The 25,829-nt window shown below is 68.9% G+C and carries 31 protein-coding genes and 1 tRNA gene; 18 read left to right on the top strand and 14 right to left on the bottom strand.

From position 1 onward, the window contains the following. The first annotated feature begins 66 nt into the window (after nt 1-66). From QF037_RS28880 to rdgB, 4 genes are all read left to right on the top strand, one after another. Complete coding sequence (locus QF037_RS28880; protein ID WP_171144364.1) at nt 67-300, top strand: glucose PTS transporter subunit EIIB; 234 nt, start codon at nt 67-69, stop codon at nt 298-300. Nucleotides 301-378: 78 nt separating this feature from the next. Beyond that, a complete protein-coding gene (rph, locus tag QF037_RS28885) occupies nt 379-1,116 on the top strand; it encodes a ribonuclease PH (protein ID WP_307030107.1) in 738 nt (245 codons plus the stop codon). Nucleotides 1,117-1,259: 143 nt separating this feature from the next. Then, nucleotides 1,260-1,658, top strand: coding sequence for a hypothetical protein (locus tag QF037_RS28890; RefSeq protein WP_307030109.1), 399 nt, complete (start codon nt 1,260-1,262; stop codon nt 1,656-1,658). Between the two features lie 34 nt (nt 1,659-1,692). Further along, on the top strand, nt 1,693-2,295 hold the full coding sequence (rdgB, locus tag QF037_RS28895; protein ID WP_307030111.1) for an RdgB/HAM1 family non-canonical purine NTP pyrophosphatase: 603 nt from the start codon (nt 1,693-1,695) through the stop codon (nt 2,293-2,295). A 53-nt stretch (nt 2,296-2,348) separates the two neighbouring features. On the opposite strand, the gene QF037_RS28900 is transcribed toward rdgB, so the two are convergent. The 3 genes from QF037_RS28900 to QF037_RS28910 form a co-directional block, all read right to left on the bottom strand. After that, nucleotides 2,349-2,433, bottom strand: a tRNA-Leu gene (locus tag QF037_RS28900). After that, nucleotides 2,433-3,107, bottom strand: a complete 675-nt coding sequence (locus tag QF037_RS28905) for an HNH endonuclease signature motif containing protein (protein ID WP_307030113.1) — start codon at nt 3,105-3,107, stop codon at nt 2,433-2,435. The genes QF037_RS28900 and QF037_RS28905 overlap by 1 nt, the downstream gene beginning before the upstream one ends. Continuing rightward, nucleotides 3,104-3,754, bottom strand: a complete 651-nt coding sequence (locus QF037_RS28910; protein ID WP_307030116.1) for an HNH endonuclease signature motif containing protein — start codon at nt 3,752-3,754, stop codon at nt 3,104-3,106. Before QF037_RS28910 ends, QF037_RS28905 begins: the two co-directional genes overlap by 4 nt. A gap of 160 nt (nt 3,755-3,914) precedes the next feature. Here QF037_RS28910 and QF037_RS28915 point away from each other — a divergent pair, with 160 nt between their 5' ends. Then, nucleotides 3,915-4,442, top strand: coding sequence for a GNAT family N-acetyltransferase (locus tag QF037_RS28915; protein ID WP_307030118.1), 528 nt, complete (start codon nt 3,915-3,917; stop codon nt 4,440-4,442). Here the strand turns inward: QF037_RS28915 and bcp are convergent. Further along, nucleotides 4,439-4,906, bottom strand: a complete 468-nt coding sequence (gene bcp, locus QF037_RS28920; RefSeq protein WP_307030120.1) for a thioredoxin-dependent thiol peroxidase — start codon at nt 4,904-4,906, stop codon at nt 4,439-4,441. The two genes, QF037_RS28915 and bcp, sit on opposite strands and share 4 nt — an antisense overlap. 95 nt (nt 4,907-5,001) lie before the next feature. Between bcp and QF037_RS28925 the strand changes: the two genes are divergently transcribed. Genes QF037_RS28925 through QF037_RS28935 form a run of 3 tightly spaced genes read left to right on the top strand, consistent with a single transcriptional unit; the run spans nt 5,002 to nt 5,952 of the window. Next, entirely contained in the window at nt 5,002-5,331 is a 330-nt protein-coding gene (locus tag QF037_RS28925; protein WP_307030122.1) for a DUF3618 domain-containing protein, read from the top strand. 44 nt (nt 5,332-5,375) lie between these two features. Next, complete coding sequence (locus QF037_RS28930) at nt 5,376-5,726, top strand: GroES family chaperonin (RefSeq protein WP_266826473.1); 351 nt, start codon at nt 5,376-5,378, stop codon at nt 5,724-5,726. A gap of 46 nt (nt 5,727-5,772) precedes the next feature. Next, nucleotides 5,773-5,952, top strand: a complete 180-nt coding sequence (locus tag QF037_RS28935) for a hypothetical protein (RefSeq protein ID WP_307037832.1) — start codon at nt 5,773-5,775, stop codon at nt 5,950-5,952. Here the strand turns inward: QF037_RS28935 and QF037_RS28940 are convergent. Beyond that, nucleotides 5,946-8,321, bottom strand: coding sequence for a transglycosylase domain-containing protein (locus QF037_RS28940; RefSeq protein WP_307030124.1), 2,376 nt, complete (start codon nt 8,319-8,321; stop codon nt 5,946-5,948). The two genes, QF037_RS28935 and QF037_RS28940, sit on opposite strands and share 7 nt — an antisense overlap. A 212-nt stretch (nt 8,322-8,533) precedes the next feature. Between QF037_RS28940 and QF037_RS28945 the strand changes: the two genes are divergently transcribed. The 4 genes from QF037_RS28945 to QF037_RS28960 are packed head-to-tail and all read left to right on the top strand — an operon-like array spanning nt 8,534 to nt 12,050. Beyond that, a complete protein-coding gene (locus QF037_RS28945) occupies nt 8,534-9,334 on the top strand; it encodes an ABC transporter permease (RefSeq protein ID WP_307030126.1) in 801 nt (266 codons plus the stop codon). Further along, nucleotides 9,327-10,220 carry an ABC transporter permease gene (locus QF037_RS28950; RefSeq protein ID WP_373463828.1) on the top strand — a complete coding sequence of 298 codons (894 nt, stop codon included), beginning with the start codon at nt 9,327-9,329 and terminating at the stop codon, nt 10,218-10,220. Before QF037_RS28945 ends, QF037_RS28950 begins: the two co-directional genes overlap by 8 nt. 18 nt (nt 10,221-10,238) lie before the next feature. Then, on the top strand, nt 10,239-11,204 hold the full coding sequence (locus tag QF037_RS28955) for an ABC transporter ATP-binding protein (RefSeq protein ID WP_307030128.1): 966 nt from the start codon (nt 10,239-10,241) through the stop codon (nt 11,202-11,204). A gap of 33 nt (nt 11,205-11,237) precedes the next feature. Continuing rightward, complete coding sequence (locus QF037_RS28960; RefSeq protein WP_307030130.1) at nt 11,238-12,050, top strand: DUF1707 SHOCT-like domain-containing protein; 813 nt, start codon at nt 11,238-11,240, stop codon at nt 12,048-12,050. A gap of 42 nt (nt 12,051-12,092) precedes the next feature. Here the strand turns inward: QF037_RS28960 and QF037_RS28965 are convergent, their stop codons facing one another. Beyond that, entirely contained in the window at nt 12,093-13,460 is a 1,368-nt protein-coding gene (locus tag QF037_RS28965; protein ID WP_307030132.1) for an SGNH/GDSL hydrolase family protein, read from the bottom strand. 188 nt (nt 13,461-13,648) lie between these two features. Between QF037_RS28965 and QF037_RS28970 the strand changes: the two genes are divergently transcribed. Both QF037_RS28970 and QF037_RS28975 read left to right on the top strand, forming a co-directional pair. Further along, nucleotides 13,649-15,025 carry a DUF445 domain-containing protein gene (locus QF037_RS28970; protein WP_307030134.1) on the top strand — a complete coding sequence of 459 codons (1,377 nt, stop codon included), beginning with the start codon at nt 13,649-13,651 and terminating at the stop codon, nt 15,023-15,025. 169 nt (nt 15,026-15,194) lie between these two features. Next, nucleotides 15,195-16,679, top strand: a complete 1,485-nt coding sequence (locus QF037_RS28975) for an MFS transporter (protein WP_307030135.1) — start codon at nt 15,195-15,197, stop codon at nt 16,677-16,679. Nucleotides 16,680-17,460: 781 nt separating this feature from the next. Here the strand turns inward: QF037_RS28975 and QF037_RS28980 are convergent. Continuing rightward, nucleotides 17,461-18,939: an alginate lyase family protein gene (locus QF037_RS28980; protein ID WP_307030137.1), complete on the bottom strand. Its 1,479-nt coding sequence runs from the start codon at nt 18,937-18,939 to the stop codon at nt 17,461-17,463. Between the two features lie 93 nt (nt 18,940-19,032). Here QF037_RS28980 and QF037_RS28985 point away from each other — a divergent pair, with 93 nt between their 5' ends. Next, complete coding sequence (locus tag QF037_RS28985; RefSeq protein ID WP_046263735.1) at nt 19,033-19,392, top strand: VOC family protein; 360 nt, start codon at nt 19,033-19,035, stop codon at nt 19,390-19,392. On the opposite strand, the gene QF037_RS28990 is transcribed toward QF037_RS28985, so the two are convergent. From QF037_RS28990 to QF037_RS29005, 4 genes are all read right to left on the bottom strand, one after another. After that, nucleotides 19,389-20,063, bottom strand: a complete 675-nt coding sequence (locus tag QF037_RS28990; protein WP_307030140.1) for a hypothetical protein — start codon at nt 20,061-20,063, stop codon at nt 19,389-19,391. The two genes, QF037_RS28985 and QF037_RS28990, sit on opposite strands and share 4 nt — an antisense overlap. Before the next feature lie 110 nt (nt 20,064-20,173). Further along, a complete protein-coding gene (locus tag QF037_RS28995) occupies nt 20,174-20,476 on the bottom strand; it encodes a hypothetical protein (RefSeq protein WP_307030141.1) in 303 nt (100 codons plus the stop codon). A 109-nt stretch (nt 20,477-20,585) separates the two neighbouring features. Then, a complete protein-coding gene (locus QF037_RS29000) occupies nt 20,586-20,894 on the bottom strand; it encodes a hypothetical protein (protein WP_307030144.1) in 309 nt (102 codons plus the stop codon). Then, nucleotides 20,891-21,094, bottom strand: coding sequence for a hypothetical protein (locus QF037_RS29005; protein WP_307030146.1), 204 nt, complete (start codon nt 21,092-21,094; stop codon nt 20,891-20,893). Before QF037_RS29005 ends, QF037_RS29000 begins: the two co-directional genes overlap by 4 nt. 147 nt (nt 21,095-21,241) lie before the next feature. Here QF037_RS29005 and QF037_RS29010 point away from each other — a divergent pair, with 147 nt between their 5' ends. Both QF037_RS29010 and QF037_RS29015 read left to right on the top strand, forming a co-directional pair. Next, nucleotides 21,242-22,033, top strand: coding sequence for an alpha/beta fold hydrolase (locus QF037_RS29010; protein WP_307030148.1), 792 nt, complete (start codon nt 21,242-21,244; stop codon nt 22,031-22,033). Between the two features lie 31 nt (nt 22,034-22,064). Next, complete coding sequence (locus tag QF037_RS29015) at nt 22,065-22,619, top strand: GNAT family N-acetyltransferase (protein ID WP_307030150.1); 555 nt, start codon at nt 22,065-22,067, stop codon at nt 22,617-22,619. A 13-nt stretch (nt 22,620-22,632) separates the two neighbouring features. Here QF037_RS29015 and QF037_RS29020 read toward each other — a convergent pair whose 3' ends face one another. Continuing rightward, on the bottom strand, nt 22,633-23,361 hold the full coding sequence (locus tag QF037_RS29020; protein ID WP_307030152.1) for a hypothetical protein: 729 nt from the start codon (nt 23,359-23,361) through the stop codon (nt 22,633-22,635). A gap of 220 nt (nt 23,362-23,581) precedes the next feature. On the opposite strand from QF037_RS29020, the gene QF037_RS29025 reads away from it, so the two are divergent. After that, nucleotides 23,582-23,920, top strand: coding sequence for a hypothetical protein (locus QF037_RS29025; RefSeq protein WP_307030154.1), 339 nt, complete (start codon nt 23,582-23,584; stop codon nt 23,918-23,920). 87 nt (nt 23,921-24,007) lie between these two features. On the opposite strand, the gene QF037_RS29030 is transcribed toward QF037_RS29025, so the two are convergent. Both QF037_RS29030 and QF037_RS29035 read right to left on the bottom strand, forming a co-directional pair. Beyond that, a complete protein-coding gene (locus QF037_RS29030; protein WP_307030156.1) occupies nt 24,008-24,505 on the bottom strand; it encodes a peptidylprolyl isomerase in 498 nt (165 codons plus the stop codon). Nucleotides 24,506-24,714: 209 nt separating this feature from the next. Then, nucleotides 24,715-25,746 (bottom strand): hypothetical protein, encoded by a 1,032-nt coding sequence (locus QF037_RS29035; RefSeq protein WP_307030158.1) that lies wholly within the window; start codon nt 25,744-25,746, stop codon nt 24,715-24,717. Between the last annotated feature and the right edge of the window lie 83 nt (nt 25,747-25,829).

Here is a 25,829-nt window from a genome sequence, read left to right on the forward strand (position 1 = left end):
TCATCTTTCGGTACATACAGCGCAATCGCTCGCGAAGTTGGGCCAACTGTGCATGAGGAGACCGACATGGCCACCAAAGCTGAGAAGATCGTTGCCGGGCTCGGCGGCATCGACAACATCGAAGAGGTCGAGGGCTGCATCACCCGCCTCCGCACCGAGGTCCACAATGCCGCGCTCGTCGACGAAGCGGCCCTGAAGGCCGCCGGCGCCCACGGAGTCGTCAAGATGGGCACCGCCATCCAGGTCGTCATCGGCACCGACGCCGACCCCATCGCCGCGGAGATCGAAGACATGATGTGAGCCACTGAGCCCACCCCGGAAGGGGCTCCACCCACCGCGGGAGGAGCCCCTTCCGCATGTGCCGCTAGGCTCAGCGCCATGTCTCGAATCGACGGCCGCACCCCCGAACAGCTCCGCCCCGTCACCATCGAACGTGGCTGGAGCAAGCACGCCGAGGGCTCCGTCCTCGTCTCCTTCGGCGACACGAAGGTCTTCTGCACCGCCTCCGTCACCGAAGGCGTCCCCCGCTGGCGCAAAGGCAGCGGCGAGGGCTGGGTGACCGCCGAATACTCCATGCTCCCCCGCGCCACCAACACCCGCGGCGACCGCGAATCCGTCCGCGGCAAGATCGGCGGCCGCACCCACGAGATCTCCCGCCTCATCGGCCGCTCCCTGCGCGCGGTCATCGACTACAAGGCGCTCGGCGAGAACACGATCGTGCTGGACTGCGACGTGCTCCAGGCCGACGGCGGTACGCGAACGGCGGCGATCACCGGCGCGTACGTGGCGCTGGCGGACGCGATCTCGTGGGCCCAGGGCAAGAAGCTGATCAAGGCCGGCCGCCAGCCCCTGACCGGCACCGTGAGCGCCGTCTCGGTCGGCATCGTGGGAGGGGTGCCGCTGCTGGACCTCTGCTACGAGGAAGACGTCCGCGCCGAGACCGACATGAACGTCGTCTGCACCGGCGACGGCCGCTTCGTCGAGGTCCAGGGCACCGCGGAGGCCGAGCCCTTCGCCCGCGACGAACTCAACTCCCTGCTCGACCTTGCCGTTTCGGGCTGCACGGAACTCGCTGTCCTCCAGGGCAAGGCCCTTGATACCGTCCTCGAAAAGTAAAGGACGCACCAAGAAAAGCGGTCGGCAGGGGCAACCCGGCCGCCCGCGCTCGCGTCACTACGGGTACGGGCGTACGGCACACCACCGTACGCCCGGCCAGTACACGGGGGGACCTTGGGGCTGAGCAAGGGAGGACCATCACCATGGCCGAGAGCCGACGCCGTCGAGGTACCGCCATCGCCGCAGTAGTGGCGGCCGTTGGACTGACGGTGGGACTCACGACCGGCTGCGACGCGGTCAACAAGGCCCTGGACTGCGTCCAGACCGCCGAGGCCGTCGCCGACAGCGTGACCGACCTCCAGCAGGCCGTCGAGAACGCGTCCAACGACCCGACCCAGATCGAGGAGTCCCTCGGCTCCATCGACCAGAACCTCGACGAGATCGGCGACAAGACCGACAACGCCGACGTCAACAAGGCCGTCGACAACCTCAACGAGGCGGTCAACAACGTCCGTACGGCGGTGAAGAACGGCGACGAGACGCCCGACCTCAGCCCCATCACGGACGCCGCGGGCGAGTTGACGAAGGTCTGCACGTCGTAGGCGAGCGGTCGATGAGGCCGGGATACTGGACCCCATGACCCGCCTGATCCTCGCCACACGCAACGCCGGAAAAATCACCGAACTCCACGCCATCCTCGCCGACGCAGGCCTGCCCCACGACCTGGTCGGCGCGGACGCGTACCCGGACGTGCCGGACGTCAAAGAAACAGGCGTGACCTTCGCGGAGAACGCCCTCCTCAAGGCCCACGCCCTCGCCCAGGCAACGGGCCTACCGGCGGTCGCCGACGACTCGGGCCTGTGCGTCGACGTCCTGAACGGCGCCCCGGGCATCTTCTCGGCCCGCTGGGCGGGTAGGCATGGGGACGACAAGGCGAACCTGGAACTGCTGTTGGCCCAACTCTCGGACATCGCCGACGAACACCGCGGCGCCCACTTCGCCTGCGCGGCAGCCCTGGCCCTGCCCGACGGCACGGAACGAGTGGTCGAGGGCCGCCTACGGGGCCTGCTCCGCCACACCCCGGCCGGCACGAACGGCTTCGGCTACGACCCGATCCTCCAGCCGGAGGGCGAGTCGCGCACCTGCGCCGAACTGACCGCGGAGGAAAAGAACGCGATCAGCCATCGCGGCCAGGCGTTCCGGGCGTTGGTGCCGGTGGTGCGGGAGCTGTTGGGCTGAGGTGACACGGAAACGGCCTGCGCGTCGATCTTTCGATTCGCAGGCCGTTCATGTGCGGCGGAAGGGATTCGAACCCTCAAGCCCGATCAAGGGCCACAGATCCTAAGTCTGCTGTGTCGCCAGTTGCACCACCGCCGCTAGGCGTTTGCCATCGTACCGGCAGTCGCTCGCGGCTTGGCGCCTCCCCTGCACCAGGTACTGGTGATCGCGTGGCAGTTGGGACACAGCAACCGTAGGTTCTCCCTGCGGTCGTCGCTCCAGTCCCCATTGATGTGATCGACTTCCAGGGTCATGGACTTGCCGAGCCACTCGGGGCCCGTTCCGCACCTGACACACTCCTCAGCCACCCCGACTTCGCTGAGCGCTCGACGCAGGCGCTTCGTCGCTGTCCGATGGTTGCCTTCGTGCTGCACCAGAACCTTCTCGGGACTTTTGGAGTTTGGTGCCGGCCTTCCCCGTTGGTGTGCTTGCCCCAGAAAGTGGTCCGTCGTCAGGTGATCGTGGGCGATCCACTTACGCAGATTCTGACGCTGCGCCCCGTTGTTCGTGCGCCCCAGGCGCCGCAGCACCTCGGCCACGGAGACTGATTCGGCGACCGCCACCCGCAGTTCGTCAGCGGTGGGCCGGGCAGGCCTCCCACAGGGGCGGAAGTGCGAGATGTCGATGCCGAAGTGGGCGAACCGCTTGGTGAGGTACTTGCGGAGGTAGCCGTATGGTCGCGTGCCGAAGAAGGCGATGACCTCGTCCAGGTCGGAACACTGAGCTGATGCTTCGAGCATCCGCTCGCGGGTGTAGTGCGTGCCCCCGCTCATGAGGCTCGCCCCTTGCCACGCCCCCGGTAACTGTCCGTCGTCGAATGACAGTTGGGGCACAGCAGCCGTAGGTTCTCGATCCGATTGTCCCTCCAGCTGCCGTCGATGTGGTCGACCTCCAAGGGGAGCGGCTCCCCGAGCCATACCCCCTCGATCCCACACAGGGCGCAGCACTCGTCAACTCCCACCTCGCGCATCGCCCGTTTGAGTCGGCCGCTCGGAATGCGCCTGGGGTGTGCCGAGGTGTCCTCGACGAGGATCTCCTCGGCCGTCCGGCGGCGCTGGTTGTACCGGTGCCGCTCCGTGCGGACCACCGGCGTGAAGTGCGAGGTGTCGATGCCATAGGCCTTGATGCGCCGCGAGATGTTGGTGTGGTGACCGCCGACCACCTCAAGCCCGAGCCGACGCAGGACCTCATTGATGCTCGTCGACACCGCGACCACTGGCTCAAGGATGCCCCGCGTCCACTTCACCCCCTCCCGCTCGAAGTGCGAGACATCCACCCCGAGCTTCTTCATCCGCTCGTGGACGTATCGCCGCTTCCAGCTCTTCGGATCCACCCCCAACCTCTGGCACGCCTCCGTCAACGTCCGAGCCCCTTGAGCCGCCTCCTCAAGCCGCTCCCTCGGATACGCGCTGGCCCCCATACCGTTCCCCTCCGTTCCCGGCCGCACGTTCGTGGACCGTACGGAGTAACGAACCGCTAATCGGACAGTCACGCATGAAATGCAAAGGACGTTGATAACCTGCAACTCACACGCGAAGCCTTCCGGTCCGGACCCCTTGTCCGCTCGGGAGGCTTTTTTCATGATCGAGAACAGCGGGAACTCCGAACACGACCTCACCGTCCGCCCAGCCACCCCCACCGACCGCCCCACCGTCGAAAGGCTCTGGCTGCTCTTCCGGCACGACCTGTCCGAGTTCGGAGGGCAGCTGCCCAATCCGGACGGCACGTTCCGAGGGGAGCGGCTGGAAGCCGCGTTCAGTGGCGACGAGGACTGGGCCGCCTATCTCTTCCACAGTGGCGCGCACCCCGTCGGGTTCGCCTTCGTGCGGGCGGTCACTCAGCCCGTCCGGGTGCTCAACAGCTTCTTCGTCGTGCGAGGGGCGCGGCGGGCCGGGGTCGGGATGAAGGCCGTTCGGGAGGTCGTCGCGCGGCATCCCGGGGCGTGGACCGTCGCGTTTCAGGACGACAATCCCGCCGCCGTCCGGTTCTGGCGCAGGGCCGGCGAGACGCTCGCCCCCGGTGCCTGGGAGGAGGAGCGCAGGCCGGTGCCGGACAAGCCCGGCCTGGCTCCTGATGTGTGGGTGTCTTTCCGGTACCCGGACCGCTAGATACCCAGGTCCTTGATGATCTTCGCCACGTGGCCCGTCGCCCGGACGTTGTAGAGGGCGTGTTCGACTTTGCCCTCCTCGTCGACGACGATCGTGGAGCGGATGACGCCCATGTAGGTCTTGCCGTAGTTCTTCTTCTCGCCGAAGGCGGCGTAGGCGTCGAGGACCTGCTTGTCCTCGTCCGCGAGGAGGGTGATCTTCAGGGATTCCTTGTCGCGGAACTTCGCCAGCTTCTCCGGCTTGTCCGGGGAGATGCCGATGACGTCGTAACCCGCGCCGGCCAGCACCTCCAGGTTGTCTGTGAAGTCACAGGCCTGCTTCGTGCAGCCGGGGGTCAGGGCCGCCGGGTAGAAGTAGACGATGACCTTGCGGCCTTTGTGGTCCGAGAGGGACACGTCATTGCCGTCGGCGTCGGGGAGGGTGAAGGCGGGGGCCACGTCCCCGGGCTGGAGTCGCTCGCTCATCGGACCAGCCTAACCGGGGGTGCTGACAGTGCGGCCGCCCGGCGAACTGACAGACTGTCCAGAACAGCATCGACAGACACCTCGGAGGCCGTACGGTGGCGGACACGTCGGACACCAGATCCCCGGCGCAGATCGAGGCGGACATCAAGCGCCGCCGCGAGAACCTGGCCGAGACGCTCGACGAGATCGGGGTGCGGGTGCACCCGAAGACGATCGTCGGCGACGCCAAGGCCAAGGTCGTGTCGAACATCGACCACACGCTCGGGCGGGCCTACGTCGGCGTCAATCGGGCCGTCAGCAACACCAAGGCCCAGTTCGTCGACGGTGACGGCGCCCCGCGCCTGGAGCGCATCGTTCCCGTCGCACTCGTCGCCGTCGGACTCGTGGGGCTGCTCGCCCTGGGGACCCGGCGTCGTAAGGGCTGACCCGGGCGCTTACGAATCCCCGTCAGGCAGGTAGGTTCTCAGCCGTGAGCGCCAACAGAAACAGCACCCAGCACGACAAGCTGCCCATCCGGATGCTGCACGACCGTGTACTCGTGCGGCAGGACGCCGGTGAGGGCGAGCGGCGTTCCGGGGGCGGCATCCTCATTCCCGCCACCGCGGCCGTGGGCCGGCGTTTGGCGTGGGCGGATGTTGTCGCGGTCGGGCAGAACGTACGGACCGTCGAGCCGGGGGACCGGGTTCTGTACGACCCCGAGGACCGTGCCGAGGTCGAGGTGCGCGGTGTCGCCTATGTGCTCATGCGCGAGCGTGATCTGCACGCGGTGGCCGCGGACCGGTTCGAGGGGTCCGAGGACTCGACCGGGCTGTACCTGTAGATCCAGCCTGTGGATCCAGCCTGTGGATCCAAGCCGAAAGGGGCCGGTGACCATCGTCACCGGCCCCTTTCGCTGTCCTTTTGCCCGGCTGGTCCCCAGCCTGCTCACCGGGGCGGCGGTGCTCGGCATGGTGGTGCTGGGGGAGCCGGCGACCGCCGCCCGGATCTTCTTCGTGTGCCTGCTGCTCGGCGCCGTCGTCGGGCTGAAGGCGACGTCCGGTCACTGAGTCGTCGGTGGGCCTCCGCCCGCCGTCGTGCCGCCTGTCGTGCCGGTCGTCGTGCCGCCGGTGGTCGTGTCTCCCGTGGTGCCGCCGGTGGTGGTATCCCCTGTGGTGCCGCCCGTGGTGGTCGTGTCGCCGGTCGTCCCGCCCGTGGTGGTCGTGTCGCCCGTCGTGCCGCCCGTGGTGGTGTCGCCCGTCGTACCGCCGCCCGTGGTGGTGTCGCCCGTCGTGCCGCCGTCGGTCTGACCGCCGGTGTCCTGGCCCCCGTCGGTCGTGCCGCCGTCGTCCTCGCCCTCCGTGTCCTCCGGGGGGACGAAGCTCGGTTCCTGCGTCGGCGTCTCGACCACGTCGGCGCCCTCCTGGAGTTCGAGGTCGAACTCGGTGGCGGGCTTGCTCTTCAGGGCGGCCTCGGTGAACTGGGCCCAGATCTCGGTGGGCGCCCCGCCGCCGTTGATGCGCGGCAGGCCCATCACGCCGTACAGGGACTTGTGCTTGGCGGTGACCGGGTCCTGGCCCATCACCGCGACGACAGTGGCGAGGTCGGGGGTGTAGCCGGCGAACCAGGCGGCCTGGTCCTCCTCGGCGGTGCCGGTCTTGCCGGCCGCCGGGCGGCCCGCGGCCTGGGCGGCGGTGGCGGTGCCGTTCTCCACGACGCTCTGCAGGATCGACGTCGTGGTGTCGGCGGCCTGACGGGTGACGGCCTGGGAGCTCTTGTGGTCCGGCAGATCCACGACGTCCTTGCCGTCCCTGGTGATGGTCTTGATCAACGTGTACGCGCCGTGCTTGCCGTGGTTGGCGAGCGTGGCGTACGACTCCGCCATGTCGAGGACGCTGGCGGTGTTCACGCCGAGCGCGATGGAGGGCGAGGCGGTCAGGTCGGGGGTGTCGGAGGGGATGCCGAGGGCGACCGCGGTGTCCTTGACCTTGTCGGAGCCGACGTCCACGGCCATCTGCGCGTACACCGAGTTCACCGACTTGTCGGTGGCGGTGCGCACGGTGATGTCGCCGTACGACACGTCGTCCTCGTTGGCCGGGTCGTAGCTGCCGCCGGTCCAGCCCTGGACGGGGCGCCTGTTGGTGCCGTCGTAGATCGTGTTCGGGGTGATGGTGCGGCCGTCCTGCGTGGTGGACTCGTTCTGGACGGCCGAGGTGAACACGAAGGGCTTGAAGGTGGAGCCGACCTGGAAGTCCCGGCGGGTGGCGTTGTTCGTGTACTGCTTGACGTAGTCGATGCCGCCGTACATGGCGACGACCTGCCCGGTTTTCGGGTCGACGGCGGCGCCGCCCGCGCGGACGTAGGTGTCGACCTTGCGGTTCTTCTTGTCGAGCTTGTCCATCAGCTTGTCGTTGACGGCGTCGACGAAGGCGTCCTGCTTGCTCTTCTGGATGGTGGTGGTGATGCGGTAACCGCCGGCGTCGAGCTCGTCGGAGGTGAGGATCTTGTTGTCGCGCAGATAGTCGTTGACGGCGTTGACGAGGTAGCCGCGCTGCCCGGACATGCCGGTGGAGACGGTGGCCTCCTTCGGCATCGGGAACTTCAGGCCGGCGCGCTCGGACTGCTTCAGCCAGCCTTCCTTGACCATGCCGTCGAGGACGTAGTTCCAGCGGGCCACGGCGGCCGACTTGTTCTCGGGGTGGGCGACGACGTCGTACTCGCTGGGCGCGTTGAGCAGGGCGGCGAGATAGGCGCCCTCGGCCACGGAGAGGTCGGTGGCGTCCTTGCCGTAGTACGCCTGGGCGGCGGCCTGGATGCCGTAGGAATTGCGCCCGAAGTAGCTGGTGTTGAGGTAGCCCTCGAGGATCTCGGCCTTGGACTTCTCCCGGTCCAGCTTGATCGAGATGAAGAACTCCTTCACCTTGCGGGTGACGGTCTGCTCCTGCGCCAGGTAGTAGTTCTTCACGTACTGCTGGGTGATCGTGGAGCCGGACTGGGTGCCCTTGCCGGTGGCGGTGTTCCAGCCGGCGCGCACCATCGCCTTGGGGTCGATCGCCGACTCGGAGTAGAAGTCGCGGTCCTCGGCGGCGAGTACGGCGTGCTGGGCGGCCTTGGAGACCTGGGAGAGGCTGACGTTCTCGCGGTTGACCTCGCCGTCGCGGGCGAGCTGGCTGCCGTCCGCGTAGAGGTAGACGTTGGACTGCTTGGTGGCGAGGGCGTTGGCGGGCGGGATCTTCACCAGCGAGTAGCCGAGGAAGAACAGGCCGATCAGCAGCAGTATCCCGAGGACGAAGGTGCCGAGCACCATGCGCCAGGTGGGGATGATCCGTCGCCATCCGGTCCGCTTGGGCCGCTTCGGCTTCTTCCCACCGGGCTCTTCAGCCGCCTGAGGTTCTCTGGGTGCCCAGCCCTGGTTCGGCTGCTGCGGCTCGTCGCTCATGTCGTGCACGGACTCCTGTTTCACGCTTTTACGTCGTACGTCGCCGTACGCCCTCGTACGTCTTCTGCGTCCCCGGATGAAGACTGTCGCACCATGCGTTCCGTTCCCGATGAGCGGCGCGCGTCCGCCCGGAAAATGGGTGGCATGCGTCACCGCCGGCGGGCTAGGCTCCTGCGCTTCGGTGTCCGGACGGGCCGGGAGGGCTGGGACTGATGGGTTCGGGGCGGTTGTACCTGGCCGTCGCGGCGGGCGGATTCAGACGGTACGCGACCTATCGGGCGGCCACCGCGGCCGGGGTGTTCACCAACACGGTGTTCGGGTTGATTCTCGTCTACACCTACACCGCGCTGTGGGACGAGAAGCCGCACCTGGGCGGGTACGACCTGGCGCAGGCCGTCACCTATGTGTGGATCGGCCAGTCGCTGTTCAAGACGCTCGCCAACGGGGGCGGGGGCGTCGAGAGCGAGCTCATGGAGCGTATCCGCACGGGTGACATCGCGATCGACCTGTACCGTCCGGCCGATCTCCAACTGTGGTGGCTGGCCGCTGACTTGGGCCGGGCGGGGTTCGAGCTGCTGGGGCGCGGGGTGATCCCCTTCGTGTTCGGTGCGCTGGTCTTCGACCTCGCGCTACCGACGGACGTGTCCTCGTGGGTGGCGTTCTTCGGGGCGGTGCTGCTGGCGATGCTGGTCAGTTTCGGGATCCGGTATCTGGTGGCGTTGAGCGCGTTCTGGCTGCTCGACGGCACCGGGGTGGCGCAGATGGTGATGTTCGTCGGGTGGTTCTGCTCGGGCATGATCCTGCCGCTGAACGTCTTCCCGGGCACGCTCGGCGAGGTCGTACGGGCCCTGCCGTGGTCGTCGCTGCTCCAGGCGCCCGCGGATGTGCTGATGGGGCACGCCGATCCGCTGGGCACCTATGCCTTCCAGGCGATGTGGGCGGTGGTGCTGCTGGCGGCCGGGCGGATGGTGCAGAGGGCGGCGACGCGGCGGGTGGTGGTGCAGGGTGGTTGACACCGGCAGGGTGGCCGACACCGGCGGGGTGGTCGAGAGCGGCGAAGTGACCGGAAGCGGCGAAGTGGCCGGGAGCAGCAGGGTTGTCGACGGGCTGCGCGTCTATCGGATGATCTCCGCGATGTGGATCCGCTCCACGATGGCCTACCGGGCCTCCTTCCTCATGACCACGCTGGGCAACTTCACGGCGACCGCGCTCGACTTCGTCGCGATCATGCTGATGTTCTCCCGTGTCGACGCGCTCGGCGGCTACACGCTGCCCCAAGTCGCCTTCCTGTACGGGCTGTCCAGCACCGCGTTCGGTCTCGCCGATCTGCTGCTCGGTTCGATGGAGAAGCTGGGCCGGCGGGTGCGTGACGGCACGCTGGACACGCTGCTGGTGCGTCCGGCGCCGGTGCTCGCGCAGATGGCGGCGGACCAGTTCGGGCTGCGGCGCCTGGGCCGGATCACGCAGGGTGTGATGGTGCTGGTCTACGGGCTGGCCACGGTCGACATCGACTGGACGCCGCTGAAGCTGCTGCTGATGCCGGTGATGATCCTGAGCGGCGCCGGGATCTTCGGTGCGGTGTTCATCGCGGGCGCGGCCTTCCAGTTCGTGGCGAAGGACGCCTCCGAGGTGCAGAACGCGTTCACGTACGGCGGTACGACGATGCTGCAGTATCCGCCGACGGTGTTCGCGACGGAGCTGGTGCGCGGGGTGACGTTCGTGTTCCCGCTGGCCTTCGTCAACTGGCTGCCGGCCACGTATGTGCTGGGCGTGCCGCTGCCGCTCGGGCTGCCCGAGTGGGTGGCGTTCCTGTCGCCGCTGGTGGCGGTGGGGTGTTGTGCGCTGGCGGGGCTGGCGTGGCGGGCCGGGTTGCGGACGTATCAGAGCACAGGGAACTGAGGGGTCGTGGGCGAGGTCATGGGTGAGGCTTTCATCGAGCTGGACCGCGTCGAGAAGGTCTTCGACGTACGCAGGAAGACCGGGTTCCTGAAGCGGGAACGGCGTGAGGTGCGGGCCGTCGACTCGATCTCCTTCCGGGTCGCGCGGGGCGAGATGGTCGGGTACATCGGGCCGAACGGTGCCGGGAAGTCGACCACGATCAAGATGCTGACGGGCATCCTGACGCCGAGCGGGGGCCGGCTGCGGGTGGCGGGCATCGACCCGTCCCGGGAGCGGTCGCGGCTCGCGCACCGGATCGGGGTGGTGTTCGGGCAGCGGACGACGCTGTGGTGGGATCTGCCGCTGATCGACTCGTACAAGCTGATGCACCGCATGTACCGGATCCCCGACGCCCGGTACCGCGAGAACCTCGACCGCTGCGTCGAACTCCTCGAACTGGCCGACCTGTTGGACGTGCCCGTGCGCCAGCTCTCGCTGGGCCAGCGGATGCGCGGCGACATCGCGGCGGCACTGCTGCACGACCCCGAGGTGCTGTACCTGGACGAGCCGACGATCGGCCTCGATGTCATCTCCAAGGCCAAGGTGCGGGGTTTTCTCCGGGAGTTGAACTCCGAGAACGGCACGACCGTCCTGCTGACCACGCATGATCTCCAGGACATCGAGCAGCTCTGCTCACGGGTGATGGTGATCGACCACGGCCGTCTGATGTACGACGGTCCGCTCGCCGGTCTGCACGAGGCGGGGGAGAGCGAGCGGATCCTGGTGGTGGACCTGGAGCGGGAGCTGCCGCCGATCGAGGCGGCGCCCGCCCGGGTGGTGAAGGTGGAGGGCCCGCGGCAGTGGCTGGCGTTCCCGGCGGGGGCGTCGGCGGCTCCTCTGGTGGCGCGGATCGCGGCGGAGTATCCGCTGGTGGACCTGTCGGTGCGGGAGCCGGACATCGAGGCGGTCATCGCCAAGATGTATGCCGAGCGGGCGACCGCATAGTGCGGGAACGTTCGAACTCGTAGGCTTCTGTGTATGACGGACGACGAACTCCCGGACCTTCGCGCCTCCGACGCCGACCGTGAGCGAGTGGCCGAGATCCTGCGGGACGCCCTCGCGGAGGGCCGTCTCGACATGGAGGAGTTCGAGGAGCGGCTGGACGCGACGTACAAGGCGCGGACCTACGGCGAGCTGACACCGATCACCCGGGATCTGCCGACCGGGCCCGGACCGGCGGTGAACCTGTTCAAGGAGCCTGTCGTGGACGGGAGTTGGGCGTCGAGGATCACGGGCGGCGAGGGCTCCTCGACGTGGGGCGTCGCCGTCATGGCCGGGTTTCAGCGCAAGGGGCGCTGGACCGTGCCGAAGCGGTTCACCGGCTTCGCCTTCTGGGGCGGTGGCGAGATCGATCTGCGGGAGGCGAACTTCGCGGACCGCGAGGTCGAGATCACCTGCGTGGCGATCATGGGCGGTATCGAGGTGATCGTGCCGCCGGGTGTCGAGGTCGTCGTGCGCGGGCTCGGGATCATGGGCGGCTTCGACGAGCGCGCCCACGAGGAGCCGGACGATCCGCATGCCCCGCGGGTGATCGTCACCGGGCTCGCCCTGATGGGTGGCGTCGAGGTGTACCGGAAGCTGCCCAGGGCGGAGCGGCAGCGGCTGAAGGAGGAGCGGCGGCTGGAGCGGCTGGAGCGGAAGAACGCGCGCCGGGAGCTGGGCTCTTCCCGCCACGATCCGCTCGACCTCCACGATGTCCACCGTGACGCCATGGACCAGGTCCGCGAGGCGATGGAGGAGCACCGCGAGCTGCGCCGGGAGAGGCGGGAGCGGCGGCGGTACGAGGACTGAGGCCCACGGGGCGGCGGTACGAGGCCGCCGCCCGGCCCCGCCCTACAGCTCCGCCGGCGCCGAGCCCTTCAGGTCCTCCAGGTCGAAGGCCTCCGCCATTCGCGCGTACCCCTTGTCGCTCGGGTGGAGACGGTCCCCCGAGTCGTAGTCGGACCGCAGCCTCCGCGGGTTGTACGGGTCCCTGAGCGCCTCGTCGAAGTCCACGACCGCGTCGTAGACCTTGCCGTCGCGGATCTCGGCGTTGATCCGCTGCCGGACGTCCTCCCTGGCCCCCGTGTACCCCCGGTGGCCCTGGAAGGGCATCAGGGTCGCCCCGACGACCTTGATGCCGCGGGCGTGGGCCTGGCGGACCATCGTGCGCAGGCCGTCGAGGATCTTGTCGGGGTCGGCGAGGTGCGGGTTGCGGAGGATGTCGTTGACGCCGAGGTCGATGACGACGACCTTCACGTTCGTGCGGCCCAGCACGTCCCGGCCGAAGCGGCCCAGGCCGCTCTGGTTGTCGGCGGGGCGGCCGAGGCCGTTGGCGAGGACCTGGTTGCCGCTGATGCCCTGGTTGACGACGCTGTAGCGGGGCAGGTCGCGGCCGGCCTCGATCGCGGTGCGCAGCCGGTCCGAAAGGATGTCCGTCCAGCGGTGGTTGGCGCCCTGGGTGGAGGTGATGCCGTCGGTCAGCGAGTCGCCGAGGACGACGACCGTGCCGTCGGACTCGTTGCTCAGCACGTCCAGCGCGGTCAGGTAGCGCCAGTACGGGGTCTGTTCGGTGTACGCCGTCCCCGTGACGTCCTCGGCGAGGTCGCCGACGGCGACGTAGGAGATCTGGCGGGCGTGCGGGTGGTAGGTGACCGGCCCGGACCGCGTGGGGGAGTACGTGGTGACCAGGACGTCACTGCCGTACGCGATGGCGATGCGGACCGCGTCGCTCATGACCTGGCCGCCGGCCGGGACGACGACCGCGGTGTTGCCGCCGAAGGTGAGGCGCCGCATCGTCTGCGCGGTCGCGGCGGCCGTGTCGCTGCCCGCGGCGACGGCGATCGACGCGTGGGTGATGGTCAGCGGGGACTGGCCGTAGAGGTTGGACAGCGTGATGCGGGCACTCGTACCCCCTATGGCGGAGTGCACGACATTGCGTATCGAGCGGCCCGCCATGCCCTCGGCCTCGGTGCCGGGCTCGGCACCCGCCGGAGAGGTGGACCATGCGCCGACCCAGGTGCCGGTGGAGGCGGGGGCGGCGGGATTGTGTGGGGCGGCGCCCTGCGCGACGGTGTTCCGCTGGTCGGTGCTGCCGTCGTCGGCGGCGACACCGACGTATATGGCGGCGGACAGCGCCACGATCAGGGCGACCATCGCGGAAAGCAGGGCACGGTGCTTTGTGGGGGACACCCCCACACCCCCGGCACTACGCCTGGTCATGCGGTGCATATCTCCTCGGGCAGACGGGAGCCCGAGGCTCCGATGTGATCACCTCATGATGCGTCATGCGGTGAGGGGTGTGTGAACAGACCCCCCATTGGGCCACCGGAGTTCAGGAGTGAGCTCCCCCCTACCTGACAGACGTCGGGAACTCCTGTTCCGTTCCAGGAGTCGGTCAGGAAGGGACAATGTGTACCGGGGATCACGAACGGGTGGAGTGGATGGAACGCACGAAACCAGACGAATCGGATACCGCTGACGCAGGGCAGCATGCCCGCCCGGTCGCCGCCGCTAACCGCGCGATGACCGCGTTCAGCGCCGCCGACGAGGAGAAGCAGCGCGGCGTACGCCGGATGAAGCTCACCGCGGCCGGGCTGCTGCTGTTCGTGGCGGTCGTGTACGTGCTCGCCGAGGTGGCCTCCGGGCAGGGGGCGGGCGCGTGGGCCGGCTATGTCGCCGCGGCCGCCGAGGCGGGGATGGTGGGTGCGCTGGCGGACTGGTTCGCGGTCACGGCCCTCTTCCGCCACCCGCTCGGTCTGCCCATCCCGCACACCGCGATCATCCCGAACAAGAAGGACCAGCTCGGCGTGTCCCTGGGCGAGTTCGTCGGGGAGAACTTCCTCTCCGAGGACGTCGTACGCCAACGGCTGCGGGCGGTGGGCATCGGCAGCCGGCTGGGCGCGTGGCTGGCGGAGCCCGAGCACGCCGACCGGGTGACGGCGGAGCTCTCGGCGGCACTGCGCGGGGCGCTGACCGTGCTCCGGGACTCCGATGTGCAGGCGGTCGTGGGAGAGGCGATCACCCGGCGGGCCGACGCGCAGGAGATCGCGCCGGGCATCGGGAAGATGCTGGACAAGATCGTCGCGGACGGCGGCCACCGGCGGGTCGTGGACCTGGTGGTGACGCGGGCGCACGACTGGCTGGTGCTCCACGACGAACAGGTCATGGACGCGGTGCAGGGCGGCGCGCCCGGCTGGACCCCCCGTTTCGTCGACAAGAAGGTCGGCGAGCGGGTCTACAAGGAACTGCTGCGGTTCGTGACGGAGATGCGGGACATGCCCTCGCATCCGGCGCGCGGCGCGCTGGACCGCTTCCTGACGGACTTCGCGTCCGATCTTCAGTCCGACACGGACACGCGGGCGCGGGTCGAGCGGCTCAAGGGCGAGGTCCTCGGGCGCGGCGAGGTCCAGGACCTGATCGCGTCCGCCTGGACCGCCGTACGGTCGATGATCGTCTCCGCAGCCGAGGACGAGCGCAGTGAGCTACGGCTGCGGGTGCGGGCGTCGCTGCTGTCGCTGGGGGCGCGGATGGCGGTGGAACCCCGGTTGCAGGCCAAGGTGGACAGGTGGGTCGAGGGGGCGGCGGTGTACGTGGTGACGACGTACCGCCGCGAGATCACCCTGCTCATCACGGACACGGTGGCGGGCTGGGACGCCGAGCACACGACGAGGAAGATCGAGGCTCATATCGGACGGGACCTGCAGTTCATCCGGATCAACGGCACGGTGGTGGGTTCGTTGGCGGGGCTGCTGATCTATACGGTGGCGCGGGCGCTGGGAGCGTAGGCGCTCCGCTGGAAGAACGGTGGCAGGGCCGCGGGACGCTCAGGGAGGGCGTGGGGCGGGGGCGTAGGGCGGGCGTAGGGCGGGTGTAGGGCTGGGGCGTGCGGCGGGGCGTAGGGCGGGTCCTTCCTGGGCACTCGGCCCGGGTTCTCACGCGAGGAGGAGGGAGCCCATGACCACTGCCGAGGCCGAGACGGGCCGGACCGTGACATCGAACATCCCCGCGAGACTCGACCGGCTGCCATGGTCGCGCTGGCACTGGACGATCGTCATCGGACTGGGCACCGTGTGGATCCTCGACGGTCTGGAGGTGACCGTCGTCGGCAACATCGCGGGGAGGTTGTCGGAACCGGGGAGCGGGCTGCCGATCTCCTCCGGCCAGGTGACCGGGATGGCGGCGGCCCTGTATGTGGCGGGGGCGTGCGCGGGGGCACTCTTCTGGGGCCGCCTCACGGACAAATGGGGCCGCAAGAAGCTGTTCATGATCACGCTGGCGGTGTATCTCGCGGCGACCGCGCTGACCGCGGTCTCCTCCTCCACCTGGTGGTTCTTCCTGTTCCGGTTCCTGACGGGGTTCGGGATCGGGGGCGAGTACGCGGCGATCAACTCGGCCATCGACGAGCTGATCCCGGCGCAGTACCGGGGGCGGGTCGACCTCATGATCAACGGGAGCTTCTGGCTGGGCGCGGTGGGGGGTTCGCTGCTGTCGATCGTCGCGCTGGACACGTCCGTGTTCGCGAAGGACGTGGGGTGGCGGCTGACGTTCGCGCTGGGCGCGGTGCTGGCGCTGGTGATCCTGCTGGTACGGCGTCATGTCCCGGAGAGTCCGAGGTGGTTGCTGATCCACGGGCGGGACGAGGAGGCGGAACGCATCGTGTCCTCGATCGAGGAGCGGGTGGAGGCGGACCGGGGCGAGCCGTTGCCGCCGCCGTCTCCTGACGCCGAGCTCACGATCCATCAGCGGCGCAGCGTGACGTTCGTCGAGATCGGCCGGACGGTGTTCTCCCAGTACCGACGGCGGGCGATTCTCGGTTTCGCTCTCTTCATCGGACAGGCGTTCCTCTACAACGCGATCACCTTCGGCTTCGGGGCGATCCTCACGACGTTCTACGGCGTCCCGACCGGCAACACCGGCTACTACTTCGCGGTGATCGCTGTCGGCAACTTCATCGGCCCGCTGCTGCTGGGCAAGCTGTTCGACACGGTCGGGCGCCGGGTGATGATCTCGTCGACGTATCTGCTGTCGGGGCTGCTGCTCTTCGGTACGGCGTGGCTGTTCGACCGCGGCGCGCTGGACGCGACGACGCTGACGGCGTGCTGGTGCGCGGTGCTGTTCTTCGCCTCCGCGGGTGCGTCGAGTGCGTACCTCACGGTCTCCGAGATCTTCCCGATGGAGACCCGCGCCATGTCGATCGCCTTCTTCTACGCCCTCGGCACGGCAGCGGGCGGCATCAGCGGCCCCCTCCTCTTCGCCGACCTGACCGGCACGGGCCACGTCGGCGACACCGTGCTCGCCTTCCAGATCGGCGCGGCCCTGATGTGCGTCGCGGGGCTGGTCGCGGCGGTGCTGGCGGTGAAGGCGGAGCAGAGGTCGCTGGAGGACGTCGCGCGCCCGCTGACGGCGGTGGCTTCGGAGACGCGGTCGGCCGCGGTGTGAGTGGGGGGATGCCTGCGGCGGCCCGTGGCGGGTTGGTGGGGATTCGCGTTGCGCACTTCTCGTCGTTGGGGGTCGGTGCCGCACCGGGGGGTGTCCGTCCTCGGTCGGGCGGTGCTGTGGGTTGGGGATGTGCTCTTGGTTGGTCGCCCGACGCTGCGGGCGGACACCCCCCGGTACGTCCCCTGCTCGCCGTTGCGCCGGTGCGGGTGGTGCCCCGCCGGGGGTCGCAGGAGACGGCTCTACGGTGGTCCGCGCGGCGCGGGCCGACCGGTCGGGGGACGGGGCGCGCGATCCCGGTGCCGTGTCTTTCAGCCCGTCCAGCGTTCGAGGACGAGGGCTCGCTATCCCGGTCCTGCACCCATCCGCAGGTGGCCGCGCCCCTCGTGCCGGTCCAGGTACTTCAGCTCGCCCGGCGGTTGAGGAAGAGGGCCTGCTGTCCCGATCACCCACCCACCCGCAGGCGGCTGCGCCTGTCGATGCCGGTCCAGGTATTTCAGTCCGTCCAGCGTCCGAGGGCGAGGATCTGCCGTTCCCATCCCCACCCACCCGCAGTGGCTGCGCCCCTCGATGCCGGTCCGTGTCTTTCAGCCCGCCCGGAGGGGGCCGCGCCTCTCGACGCCGGTCCAGGTATTTCAGCCCGTCCGGCGTTTGAGGACGAGGCCCTTTGGGCCGATGGGGGTCCAGGGGGCGGAGCCCCCTGGGGGCGGGGTCGAAGGGGCGGCAGCCCCTGGAGGATGGGACGGGTAGGGGCGGCGGGGGCGAGGAACCGCCCGGGTTCGTGCTACTCGGCGGTCCCGCGGCCGGCCTTGTCCCGGCGGCGGAGCAGGAGCAGGCCTCCCGCGACGGCGGTGAGCCCCGCCGTGGCGCTCCAGGCGACGACGTCGGTGGACCCCGTGGCCGCAAGGTCCTTGCCGGAAGCCGGAGTCGTGGACGCGGAGGCGGAGGCGGACGCGTCGGTCTGTGGACGAGGGTCCGGTGCCGCACCGGACGCCGTGGCGGACGGGCTTGCGGACGGCGTCGACCGGTCCCGCGTGAACGCCAGCGTCCCGAACCCCAGTTGGTCGTACCCCCCACTGTTGGGCCCATAGTCCCCACCCCCACCCTCCGGCGAGGACTTCGCGGCGATCCGGGTGAGGTACGACGCGGACAACCCCCGCCGCTTGGTGTAGTGGTTGGCGATCAACGCCCAGATCGGACGGGTCATGCCGGGATCGACACCCGCCGCCCCGGCCACCGTCTCCGACCCCGACCAGCCATTGACGGCCCCCTTGGCACGCGTGTTCGCGGTGAACGGCACCTCCCCACCCATGCTCCACTTCGCCACGTACTGCGCCCCCTTGAGGAAGCGGCTGTCGTCATAGCCGTACAGGTCGATGCCCTGGTTCCACGCCATCTCGCAGAACGTGGCCATGAGCCCGACCCCGAGCAGCGCATGGCCCTGATCGCGCCCCGCCTCCAGCCACTCGGCGAGCCCGTCGTCGTGCACGACAGGTATCGCGTTCCTGATCGAGCCGAGTCCGTCTCCGTGTTTGAAGTAGTCGACCGCGCGGCCGACTTGGGCCTTGTCGTCGCAGAGGATGCCGGTGGCCAGTACGCAGGCCATGGCGGCTAGGTCCCAGTTGGTCCAGTAGTTGGAGACCACCGCGCCGTTGTGCTGGACGAGGAAGCTGTCGCTGAGCGGTGCGAAGACCCCGGACAGCATCTCCTTGAAGCGGTCGAGCTCGAAGTCCGGGTGGTCGCGGACGAGTTCGGCGGCGTTGGCGAACTGGTAGCCGTACAGCCCGGCGGCGAGGAACCGGTCCGCGTTGCCGGCGAGCGTGGTGAGCTTGGCGGACCAGGCGTTGAGGATCGCCACGGCGGTGTCGGCGTGGGCAGCGTCACCGCTGACGTGGTACCGCAGGCCGTTCTGGTACGCGGCGTGGATGTCGTTGTAGAGGATCGCGTAGTTCTGGCCGGAGCCGCCGCGGGTGATGGTCGTCTGCGGGTTGGGCGTCCAGCCGCTCTGCGCGTGCCGGTTGGCCGTCAGCCGGGCGTATCCGGCGGTGTAGGGCGCGGCGCCCGCCTTCACCTTGGCCGCCATACGGGCCAGGTCCGTGGTGGTGTGCAGCAGACCCGGGTGCGCGTACGTGGAGCCGGCGGCCGCGGCGGGCGGCGCCAGCAGGGTCGTACCGACACCCAAGGCTGCGACGGTACCGGCGGCTCCGGTTGCCCTGAGCATGGTGCGGCGGCTGATCAGTGAAGTCGAAGTCACGTGCGTCATTCCTCGCGTGCCTGTGGCTGGGGACGGTCAGGAGACGCGAGGGTGGGAGCTGCGATAACAGAAAGTCCGCGGCGACTACGAGGAGACGCACCCATGACCGTCCGCCGGATCATGCCCGACTTCCAGGTCGAGTCGGAGGAGGCGATGAAGGCCAGCCGTGACTTCTACGGCCTCCTCGGCTTCCGCGAGGTGATGGACATGGGGTGGGTGGTCACCCTCGCCTCACCCGCCAACCCCACGGCCCAGATCAGCTTCTTCACCGAGGAGCGCACGGCTCCCGTCGTGCCCGACCTCAGCGTGGAGGTCGAGGACGTGGACGCGGTGTACGCGCAGGTCGTGGCCGCGGGCGCGGACGTCGTACGGGAGTTGCGGGACGAGGAGTGGGGCGTACGGCGTTTCTTCGTGCGGGACCCGAACGGGCAGGTGGTGAACGTGCTGACGCACCGGAGCTAGCCGCCTGCCGGGGCGGGCTCCCAGTCCGGGCAGTACTCGACATGCAGCAGGGGCATCGAAGGGTCCAACAGACCGGAGGTCGGGTGCAGTTCGGCGCACGCGTGCCCGTCGGACCCGCCGCATCGGATGTCCCGGCCGGGCCCCGTGTCGGCCAGGTCGAGGAAGTCCGCGGCGGCGTCCGCGAAGGGCAGGGCGCTGCCGCTCAGCACGAGGGTGTCGGCGGCGGTGGTCAGCCGGACCCGGTCGCGGAACCCGGCGTGATGGGCACCGGGGACGGGACGGTCCTCGGTGGTGGGGAAGTCCGCCCGGCGGAATGCGACCGTGCGCGGGCTGCCGTGCCCGAGCCGCGCCCGGACCGCCTTCCAGCGGGAGGCCGGGAACTGCCGGGAGTGATGCACCAGCAGCAGGTCACGGGCCTGATGCGGCTCGGGCGGAGGGGAACCCACGGGTCGCTCGCCACGATTCCGCAGCGGCACGTGCACCAGTGAGCGGGGCGAGCGTGCGGCCAGCAGCCAGGCCGCGGCCAGCTCCGCGGCGGCCTCCCGGTCCACCCGGAAGTCCAGCCAGTGCCCGGTGTCACCGCACAGCGCACGGCGCAGCCCGGTCGTACGAAGCACCCGGTACTCCTGCGGACCGAGCCGCACCCGGTGCTCCGTGATCCCCAGCCTCATCCTGCCCGTTCCCCCTCGTGTCGGACGAGACGGTACCGGCGAGGGGTCGGTCGGGGCGCGCGATATAAGCGGCGGGTGGCCTTTGCCGGAGAGGTGGCGACCGGGCGCCCTCAGCCCTGCCGGTCCGCCACCGCCCACGACGCCACGGCCACCGCCCCCGCCACCCCGAACACCGCGGGCCAGGCACCCACCTTCTTGGCCAGCGGATGCGACCCCGCGAAGGCGGCGACATACGCGGCCGTCAGCGCACCCGCGGCCTTCCCGCCCGCCTGCTGCCGCCACCGCTGCGCGGCCGCGGCCCCGGCGACCGCCAGCACGACCCCGCCCAGCTGCCGCTTCCCGGTCCAGCGGGCCACCCCGTACCCACCGACGAGCCCGCCCGCCGCGACAGCCGCGCTGGGAACCTTCGCCATGCCTGCCTCCTGAGAACTGATGTGACTCGCGCTACCCGTACCGCGCCTGCGACTCCTGGCGATCACGTTCGATATGTCCCGAGGCTAACGCCGCGTCCGGACGGCACTCCTACTGGCCCTCTTGCCGGCCCTCCTGTCGAGCCTCGCGCTTGCGGGTGCGGAGCTCCGTCGCGTATTTCGAGCCGACGGCGCACCCGGCGGCGGTGAGGGCGAGGCCCAGGGCGGCGGGATTGACGTACCCCGGCACGTCACCGTTGTCGTAGCTTCCGCCGTCGCTGGTCTCGCACACGAACCCGAGCGGGACGTAGCTCACCGACCAGTCGACGATCTCAATGCCCTGTTCGTGCCGCTCCCACCAGCCCGGTGTACGGCAGGACTGCGGCGGGGCCGAGTCCGTGCCCCCGTCCTGCGCCGTCATGATCGCGCCGATGACCCCCAGCAGCCCAGGGCGTAGAAGGCGACCGCGGCGGCACCCGCGAGCGAGGCGACGCTGCGGAGTATCACCGGGAGACCGGATCGCTGTACGCCACGGTCGGCCAGGCGGCCGAAGCCGCGCCCGGTGAGCGCGACGGCCGTGATCGCCGCGATCACGAAGAACAGCATGCTCAGCCAAGCCATCGGGCCCCCTGGTGTGATCTCCTGAACCGCCGAGTCCAACAGCGCTCGATCTCCACGGCTGTGGTGGAGCCCACAATTCCGGCAACAGAGCAGCCACAGAAGACGGGCCGTCACAGAGAACCGGGGGGCACCTTGAGCCACGTCACCATGTCCGACGGCACCCGCATCGCCTACCGCGACCACCCCCGCCCCGGCGCGCCCCGCACGGCCCTCCTCCTGCACGGCCTGGCCGGTCACATGGGGGAGTGGGACGCCCTGATCCCGCGCCTCCTCACCTCTGGCTTCCGCGCGGTGTCGTACGACGCCCGCGCCCACGGCGCCAGCACCCGCCGCCCGCCCGACGTGACCCGCGCGGCCTACGTCGAGGACGCGGTGACCCTGATCGAGGAACTCGCGCCGGGACCCGTGACCCTCATCGGGCAGTCCCTCGGCGGCCATACGGCGATGCTGCTGGCGTCCGCCCGCCCGGAACTGGTGGACGCGCTGGTCCTCGTCGAGGCGGGACCGGCCGGCCCGAGCCCGGACGTACCCGCGCGGATCAGGGGATGGCTGGACAGCTGGCCGACGCCGTTCCGGTCCCTCGCCGAGGCCGAGGCCTTCCTCGGTCATGAGGGGTGGGCGAGAGGGCTGGAGGAACGCGCGGACGGCTGGCACCCGCGCTTCGACCGGGACCGCATGGTCGAGTCACTGGCCGAGCTGGCCGAGAACGCCTACTGGCAGGAGTGGTCGCGCATCACCTGCCCCACCCTCGTCGTCCAGGGCGAGAACGGCACGATGCGTCCGACGGAGGCCGCCGACATGCGGGAGCTGCGCCCGGACACGCGGGTGACGGTGGTGGCGGGGGCCGGTCACGACGTACATCTGGAAGCGCCGCAACAACTGGCGGAGGCCGTAGAGGAGTTCACGAGATCGGTGGGATACGACGCGAACCGCCGCTGACGTGTTGCCGGACGATGACGAGGATCGCGCCATGGATGTCTTCCTGACCACCGAGCGGCTACGGCTGCGCGCCTTCACCGAGACCGACGTTGCGGCCCTGTTCGCGCTGGACAACGACCCCGACGTCATGCGCTACCTCAACGGCGGCAAGCCGACGTCTTTGGAAGCGATCCGCGCCCGTTCCCTCCCGCACCTCCTCCACGACTATCCCTGCCTCGGCACCCGCGGCTTCTGGGCCGCCGAGGAGAAGACGACGGGCGGCTTCCTGGGATGGTTCGAGTTCCGGCCGCTGGAGGAACACAGTGCCGAGGTCGTGGAGCTGGGCTACCGGCTGAACAAGGCCGCCTGGGGCCGGGGATACGCCACCGAGGGCTGCCGGGCGCTGATCGACAAGGGGTTCGGCGAGCTGGGCGTGGAGCGGGTCACCGCGAACACGATGGCGGTGAACCTGGGGTCCCGGCGGGTGATGGAGAAGGCGGGGCTGAGGTTCGTACGGGGGTTCCGCAGTGAGTGGCCGGAGGCGATCGAGGGGTCGGAGCACGGGGAGGTCGAGTACGCGCTCACCCGCGCCGACTGGGGGCGTTGAGGGCGCCCGTGGCTCAGCTCGTGCGCCGCACGTCCTGGCACTCGACCTCCGGGGAGCCGCCGTACGCCTCGATGGTCGTCCTCGTCCCGGTGGTGGTGCCGGACAGGCACAACTGGCCGTCCATCAGGCGCAGGTCGAGGGTGAACTCGACGTGGTCGGAGGCGTGCCGGGGGGTGTGGACGCGCTCTTCGATGTAGCCGAGGTCGTGCAGTGTCCCGGTGACCTGTGCGGGTGTCGGGTCGGGGGTCTTCTTGAGGGCCTTGGTGATGCGGTCGACGTGGAGAGGGGCCTCGCACTTCTCCACGGAGCTCAGTTCCGTCTCCTTCTTGGCGTCCTCCGGGTCACGGGGGGCGCTGGTGGGTATCGGGTCGTCGGGCAGGGGCAGCGGCTCTTCGGGCGATGCGGTACCGCGGGGCTCCCTCTCCTCGGCCGACTCCGCCTCCAACTCCTCCGGCGGAGTCGCGGTCGGGGGATCCGACGGCAGGCACGGCTCGGCGATGTCGAGGAGGAGTTCCATGAACGGGAGGAAGTCGGCGCCCTCGGTCTCCGCAGCGCCCTTGGAGGCGGGGGCGGCGGGGGAGGCTGTGCTCCGGTTCTCGGCCCGGACTGCGGCCCGCTCGGACTCCGTGTCGCCCGCCCGCGCGGTCCCGCAGGCGGCAAGTCCCAGCACACACAGCGCCGCCAGCGCCGTACGGCCGATAACGTTGTTCTTCCTGGTGGGTCCGGTAAGTCGTCGTCTCATGCCCGAAGTCTGTGCCTGATCGACAAGCCGGGCATGAGTACTCCTACTCAAAGCGGACCAGGGAAAGCGGCCCTCACCCCGGCGCATCCTGCAACTTTGCAGGTACCCCCCGAGGTCGAAACGGATCACGCTGGGCAACGACCCAGCACGGGCGACACGGGCCACAGCCCGTGCCAGCTGGGCATCTCGACGACACTCCACGACCATGGGGGAACAACACATGGGTAATCGACTGAAGTTCGGCGCCGTGGCCCTCGCCGCGGCGTTCGGCGCGGTCATCGCCGTGGGATCACCGGCGGCAGCCTCCGACGACGAGTTCTGGACTCGCAGCTGTGGCTCCAAGTACTACGCCTTCAGCGACGAGTACACCTCATGGACCAAGAAGTACTCGGGTGGCGACTGCTCGGGTCACGCCTGGGTCCGTATCAAGGTCAACGGGAAGTGGCAGGGCTGGAAGCATGCCTCCGGAAAGATGACCATCGAGAACAGTGCCGGGAACACCGAGCTGAGCGAGCACAAGGGGTGCGCGGACTGCAAGGTGTACTTGCTGATCCCTTGACCGACCTGACCGACCTGACCGACCTGACCGATACGCGACGGCCGGCGCGATGAACACCGCACCGGCCGTCCGCGGAGGCTACCGGTGTCAGAGCTGACCGGACTCGGCGATGGTGATCTTCGCCGAGGTCGCGCCGTTGCCCGAGCCGAGCGACTCGATCTTCCTGACGACGGCCATGCTGGCCTCGTCGGCGACCTCGCCGAAGACCACGTGCTTGCCGTCCAGCCAGCCCGTCACGATCGTGGTGATGAAGAACTGCGAGCCGTTGGTGTTCGGGCCCGCGTTGGCCATGGACAGCAGGCCCGGACGGTCGTGCTTGAGCTTGAAGTTCTCGTCGGCGAACTTCTCACCGTAGATGCTCTTGCCGCCCGTGCCGTTGCCCCGGGTGAAGTCGCCACCCTGGAGCATGAAGTCCGGGATGACCCGGTGGAAGGACGAGCCGGCGAAACCGAAGCCCTTCTCGCCGGTGGCCAGCGCGCGGAAGTTCTCCGCGGTCTTCGGGACGACGTCGTCGAAGAGGTTGAAGTTGATACGGCCGGCGGGCTCGTCGTTGATGGTGATGTCGAAGTAGACCTTGGTTGTCATGGTCCTATCCTGCACTGTCGACGTTGGAGATCGTTTCCTTGGGTCGCCTCGGGGTCCAGCGTCGCCATGCGACCCGTCGCGAGGTGGGACGGCAGGGCCGGTCGCACGCTAGGGGAGCTGATGTGCAGTCGACCCTGCTTGGCGTGTCCACCCAAGACAGTCTCCCCGTGTCGGGGGCTGCCCGAGCCCGTAAGGCGGGAAGTGGCATATTAGGCGGGCACGGGGCAATCCAAGCAGCGGAAAGACCGAGGAGCGCCGGTCGCGATAGGGCCTCCCGTGAATTCAGAGAAGCCGCCGCTGTCGTTACGGTACACAAGGCCAATTCCGTGCTCGGCGAGCAGGCTGCGCAGGTCTTCGCGAGGGAGCGCAGGCGTTAGCACCATCAGGTGGAGCGGGTGACCGGGGGCTGCACTGCTCAAATGGTGCTGTGCATGCAGGAGTTGAGCGAGGGCCTGAGTAATTGAGTCGGCCGCTGCGCTACCCGTTGGTTGGTAAACCGTGTGGTTTGTTTGGTTGTATATCTCGAAAGAGAGCTGATCCGCTGAGTTCTGCAGGGATAACTCCATCTGCCCTATGGTCATCCCAGCTGCGGTTTCGTGTTCCTCAAAGGCTTCGGCTAGATCGTCGCGAAGGGCCTCTATTCGGGTGAGGTCGGTTTGTGGTTGGCGCTGACGTCTTCTGCGCCGGTATGCCCGAGCGATATTTCCTGCGGTCCGCTGGAAACGAATCCGAGGCCTGGGCGCCAGAGGCAGTGTGTCAGATTCTTCCCGTATGTATGGACCGGTGGGGCGCAATCGGAAAACAATGACGTTGCGGTCTTGACCTAGTTCATCTTTGGCTTCCCGTATGTCGTACGGTCTATGTTCATCAACCTTGAATTCGCCTATGTATTTGTGTGTTCGCGTGCCGCTTCCCGGGACATTGCCCACGGCGACGAACACATGCAGGGTGCGACCCATATTTGTATGTTCTAAGATGGCGAGATTTCCGCCCTCTAAGGTTTGGTCGCCACGCTTCCCGGCTCCGGTGTAAGTGAATATGGGGCCAAAGGAGTCGTCCTCGGTGAGCCATCCGTCCCGGTATCCATACCGCTTGCCTACTTTGCTGTCGGAGAATACGAGAACGTTCCTTTTCTCCCTGGCTGGGCAGATTCCGGCGAAGCCGCTGCCGCCGAGGACGGGGTGGATCTGCGCGCGCGTGAGGATGTCACCGGGCGTGAACCCGGTCGTGGGCGTCGTCATGATCAGAGGCTAATGGTCTGAGAGCCCATGGAGTGCTGGGAGTTGAGCAAGTTACTAAGGGGACCGTTGTGACCGCGCCACAT

It is taken from the genome of Streptomyces canus, assembly GCF_030815415.1.
Classification (GTDB): Bacteria; Actinomycetota; Actinomycetes; order Streptomycetales; family Streptomycetaceae; genus Streptomyces; species Streptomyces canus_F.